Genomic DNA, 5,278 nt, shown 5'->3' on the forward strand with positions numbered 1-5,278 from the left:
TTCTTTAAAAAATCCATCTATATCCTTATAAGCTTGATACATATAAAAATAATCCATATTTTTATCGCTCTCATTTCGCGTTTTGCTAGCAATATTTTGTAAAAAATCTTTACTATCTTTTCTCGTTTCGTAGCTGAGCGTATAAATTTCGTCTATACCGTTTTCTTCTTTTAAAAGATTTTCTAAATACTTTAATATGATAAAAATCGTAGTGAGTCTTTGTTGTCCATCTATGACATTGTATTGATTTTTGTCGATTTTCTTAACTACTAGCGGTTGCAAACAATAAAATTTTCCGCTACTGCCGTCTTGAATAAACTCAAGCAAATCGTTTAACAAGTCTGTGACGTTTAGCCTATCCCAACGGTAGCCTCTTTGATATGAGGGTACCGTGAAATTTATTTTTTCATCTACTATTTTTCTAATTGATTTTTGAGATAACATTTTTTCTCCTCTATTTTTTAAATATAATTATAACATATAGTTTATGATATTTAACTTTTGCCTTTGCTCATAGCTAAATTTACCCATATTTCGCCCCCTAGAGCCTAATCATAACCACTTGTTCGTTGATTTTTTTACAAAGTTCGGCGCTATATGTTTCGGTTTTTTTAGTTCACTATCTAGATCTACGCCTAAAATTTGAGCCAAATTTAATACAAGCGATTTTGAGCTATAAAGCCAATCAAAATAGCCTTTTTGCAAAAAATCAGACAAGCTTTTGGCGTTTATTGCGACATTGCAGGCTTTTGTGAAGCTTTTTGAGTGCGCATCATGCCCCAGAGCTTTTCTGAGCTCGTCTTTGCCGGCTTTTGTGAAGCTTGATTTGAAGTTCTTGGAATTTCATATATTATCCTTTTTGTTTTTATTTATCGCTGATACATTTTGCGATATGTGAAATTATAACGAGGAAGTCGGACAAAAAATAGTCCTCATGCGCTAATAGAATTTGTCAAAATATCAATAAATTATTAAAATTTAGGAAAACCGATGGAACCGACTATTCTTATTTCCAATCTTTTAATCAAAAACCACGTCAAAATTGCCGATGCTTTGCGCTCTATCTTTAATAAATACAATATAAAATACGAAATTTTAGAAACAAAAGATATCTGGATGAGGGATTTTATGCCGTTTTTGCTTGATGATGGGCGCCTTGTCTCTTACGACTACGATCTAGATTACCTAAAAGATGAAAAGTATAGCCATCTAAAAACAAAGATCCAGCCATTAAAAGAGCATATAAATTTAGTCCTAGACGGCGGAAATTTCGTAAGGCTTGGAGGCAAAGCCATCATGACTGATAAAATTTTTATAGAAAATCCGTCAAAAACAAAGTCCGAGATCATTGAGATCATAAAGCAAAAATGCGGGTTAAAGGAGCTCATCATCATACCAAGACAGCCATACGATATGCTAGGGCACAGCGACGGCATGGCGAGATGGATAGATGAAAACAGCGTGCTTGTCAATGATTTTTCAAACGCGAGCAAGAGTTTTAACGATAGGCTTATAAGGTCTCTTAAAAAGTGCGGTTTGAATATCAAATTTATGAGGTATGGCGAGGGCTTTTTTAGTAAAAAGAGAGATTGGGGCGCTTACCTAAATTTTATTAAAATTAAGGATGTTTTAATAGTTCCGATATACGGGATATGTGACGACGATATCGCGATAGAGCAGATCAAGAAAATCTATAGTGACTGCAGTGTAGAGACGATAAATTTAAGAGAAATAATAGAGCTTGGCGGAGCGCTACACTGCATAACGGCGGAGAAATTTGGGCGGTAGAATTACCGCCTTATTTGCTATTTTGTTTTAGAATTCATTTCTTTATCAAAGTCAATTTTCCAAATTTCTGACTTTTCATCAAAAATAAACTCTCTTTTGAAACTACTGCCTTCTTTCCAAATAGTCTCTAGTCTTTTGTTCCATACTTCGTTAATGCCCCTTGCAATAGGTTTAAATTCTTCTGGCGAAAACTCATCGGTTTTTGCATTATTGCACCAGTAGCAAGCCATGCAGCAATTCTCTTCGCTATACTCCAATTTTGGTAGCATTCTATCTATCTCTAGCGTATATCCGCGTATATCGCTTCTTTTATTATTTAGCTTTTTATTTTCCCCAAGGGCTTTTATCTGTTCTACGTGAATTCCGCAATATGCACATTTTTTCTCTTGATTGTTATACCAATTAAAAAAATTTGCCATTCCCTTAAATCCTTCTAGTCTTGTATTTTTGCTATTTTTTGCAACTTTTTCAGCTTTTGATAGAGCTTTCCAGCTATTAAGAAAATCTTCTTTCACCTCTAATATTTTTTCAGACCTCAAGTTATCTTCCGTTAATGTATATTTACTATTTTTTACATTTTTACATATATTATAAAAAGTTTTTTCTAATCTGTAAATTTTTGAATTTTCTATATCAAAACATCCAAAGATGATCTTGTCTATTTTCCCTACTCTGCCAAAAATACTTTTCGCATCCATCTTTGCAATATCCTGTTCTTTTTCAATAGGAAATGAAAAATTATACTTGCCGTCTTTAGTTTTTTTAGCACTTTTTACCAAAGCGTGCTCGCTTTCAACATAAAACCAATCTAAGTTCTTTTTGTTGTTTTCTTGATAAATGTCGACAAGTTTAAAATCGCCTTTGAAAAAATCCAAATTATTGTAGTTAAGTAAAATTTGGGCTCTCGTTGCAAGAGAAATTTCTTTCCAATCCTCTTTTTGTATCATCTCACTCTCCTTCATAGATTTTTGCCATTATATCAAAAAACACAGACGCAAAATGTCCAATCTCATCGGCTACAATATACCGCAAATTCATACAAGAAGGATACGACATGAAAAAATACGCTAAAATACGTATAAAAACCGCAAAAACATATGCGATGGCGATAAAGGAAGCTGGATCGCAAGAGATAGATTTAGAAGCGTTGGAATCAAGTAGCGATCCGCTAGAAAAGTTAAATTTTACTCAGAAAAATACGTTACTATTACCCATCCTAGACAACCTCTATCTCAGAAAAAATCAACAATCAAATAACAGAGGCTTATATACTTATGATATTTTTGTGGAGATTTATGAAAATGACACACAAAAAGACGCTATGCATTTCTACGGTCACGAGTCAAACAATTTTTGTTATGATGCGTTTTTTCCAAATGATTTTTTAAAATCTAAAAACAATGATAAAGCTTCCATAGTCAAACTCGATGAGATAGGCGCTAGCGAAACATTTTACGAATTTGAACTTGAGCAAAAAGAAGAATTTGATATAAAAAATTTGTTTATTTCAAGCATGCCTTTGAGCGTTTTAGACCTTGATGGCACATGTGCTTTAAAAGGAGTGTACTACGTAAAAAACTTAGCCGACTACATACAAAAGCTACATTTAAACGAAATACTCATAGATACCGTAAATTTTGAAGATAGATTATTTTGCGAAATTAGCGAACACGATTTATTTAAAAGGGCCGTCAAAAGAAATAATTTCATAAAGGAGTTAGAAAAAATCGAACTAAAACAAATAGATATAAAAACAAAAGCGAGCATCAACCAAAGGTATATTATTTTTATGGCTAACGGCTTTTTGTCGGAAAAATACATCAAAAAGGACCATAACAAGGGCGTAGATATCTGCATAGATTGCTTTGGGGTGCGGTATTTTGAGTTTGGAAGCATCAAAAAAGACAATATCGATATAATAGGCAATATATCTAAAGGCAAGTATTATAATATTTTTGGGTGTTACGAAGACAAGATGTTATGCGTTTATCCAGGTAATGCAAAATTTTTAATAGAAGATAAGCAGATAAAAGATTGGGAGAGGCTGATTTTTAGGATCCCGATTAATGACTTATTGGATGACGATCGCATGCTATACACAAGGAGATCAAAAGAAGAAATAGCAAATATAGCCTTTAATATCCCGCTAGACCGTGATAATTTTGCATTAGATGATTTATATATAATGGTTTATAGTTTGCCCATAAAAGATGCCTTTAATATAATCGGAGGTTTTTACTATATACCTAAAGCCATAGCAAAATACATAATGTACGTATGTGGTAAACAAGGAGAGCTAAGGGATCATATAGGGGAAATTTTTAAAGAGATTGAGGAGAATTTGGGCAAGAAAAATTATTTTGGAGTTAAAAAATACACAAATATTGACTACCTAGAGAATCTCTTTGGAGTCTTTAAAATAAGTCCTACTCTAGGCAAGCTAGAAACAAATGAGTATGATATAAAAATATATGATAACAATATGAATGTCATAAAAAATAAAACTTTAGTTTTTTATTAAAAACCCACGAAGCGACCATATATCACTTCTACTCTTAAGTAAGCTGTTGGTATATTAATTTGTTTGTTTATATGATTTACGATTTTATATATTTTCTATACAAATAAATATATACCAAAAATATGCTTACCCTCCCTATATCTAACTATTTTAATTATCTTCTAAAATCTCGCAAAGCAACCATCCAAACGGCTGTTTATTAATAAGCCAGGCCGTGGTTTCTTCTTCTTCAATAGAATATTTTCCTTTGCCTTTCATAATTTTTATCCTTCTGACGCCATCTACCGTAACGGCCCTTGCGCCACTATGCTTACCCACTCGTAATAAAAATTGATTACCGACAGGTTTAAAATTCTCATATTTTTCGATAAATTTATCAGATAGAGCTTCTCGAGTAAATTCGTCCGTTTCATAGCTAAACTGAGAGGCAAATATCGGCATATAGTGAGAGTTGCAAGCTTTTATTAGCTCTTCTATGCCAAATTTATTATTTTTTATCGTAAATGTTGTTTTGAATTCGCTTTTTGAGTTGATCGCCTCGTATCTTACCGGTATACCTTTGCTTGTATTTTGATCTCTTGAGGCTCTGTTTCTTTTTATATTTGTAGCAACAGAGGCAAAAGTATGCGACTCTATTACCTCGCTATCAGCTACTAAAAAATCACTAAAATACTCTTTTGTATCATAACTTTTGCTCTTTTTATAAAGCATTTCGCCAAAAGCTGTAGCTATAGCGCCTTTTAGTGAGCTTCCTGGGATTATGGCTTTTTTTAAATTTGGAGATATGAGCGTTTTTTCGACAATTAGTTGGTTTATAACTTTTTTGCCACCACCTTCTCTTTGAACTACTTTGCCTATTTTGTCGTTATAATCTTCTGCAATGTTTTTTAGCGCCTGTATTTTATGATAAGACACTTTTCTTGCCAAAGAGCTCGTCTCTTTTATAAATTTTTGCAGCTTCAATATACC

Annotated in this window: 5 protein-coding genes; 2 read left to right on the forward strand and 3 right to left on the reverse strand. The window is 32.9% G+C overall.

Annotated elements, in window-relative coordinates; translation table 11 throughout:
- On the reverse strand, window positions 1–444 hold a 444-nt coding region (locus RYL88_RS11270; protein ID WP_314991362.1), incomplete at its 3' end, for a DUF262 domain-containing protein.
- A 546-nt stretch (window positions 445–990) separates the two neighbouring features.
- Between RYL88_RS11270 and RYL88_RS11275 the strand changes: the two genes are divergently transcribed.
- Entirely contained in the window at window positions 991–1,788 is a 798-nt protein-coding gene (locus tag RYL88_RS11275; protein WP_314991363.1) for an agmatine deiminase family protein, read from the forward strand.
- Window positions 1,789–1,805: 17 nt separating this feature from the next.
- On the opposite strand, the gene RYL88_RS11280 is transcribed toward RYL88_RS11275, so the two are convergent.
- Window positions 1,806–2,735: a hypothetical protein gene (locus RYL88_RS11280; RefSeq protein ID WP_314991365.1), complete on the reverse strand. Its 930-nt coding sequence runs from the start codon at window positions 2,733–2,735 to the stop codon at window positions 1,806–1,808.
- A gap of 107 nt (window positions 2,736–2,842) precedes the next feature.
- On the opposite strand from RYL88_RS11280, the gene RYL88_RS11285 reads away from it, so the two are divergent.
- Window positions 2,843–4,309, forward strand: a complete 1,467-nt coding sequence (locus tag RYL88_RS11285; protein WP_314991367.1) for a hypothetical protein — start codon at window positions 2,843–2,845, stop codon at window positions 4,307–4,309.
- 150 nt (window positions 4,310–4,459) lie between these two features.
- On the opposite strand, the gene RYL88_RS11290 is transcribed toward RYL88_RS11285, so the two are convergent.
- Window positions 4,460–5,278, reverse strand: an 819-nt coding sequence (locus RYL88_RS11290) for a hypothetical protein (protein ID WP_314991369.1), incomplete at its 5' end; no start/stop codon positions are given.

Origin of the sequence: uncultured Campylobacter sp., assembly GCF_963517995.1 — a bacterium.
Taxonomy (GTDB): domain Bacteria; phylum Campylobacterota; class Campylobacteria; order Campylobacterales; family Campylobacteraceae; genus Campylobacter_A.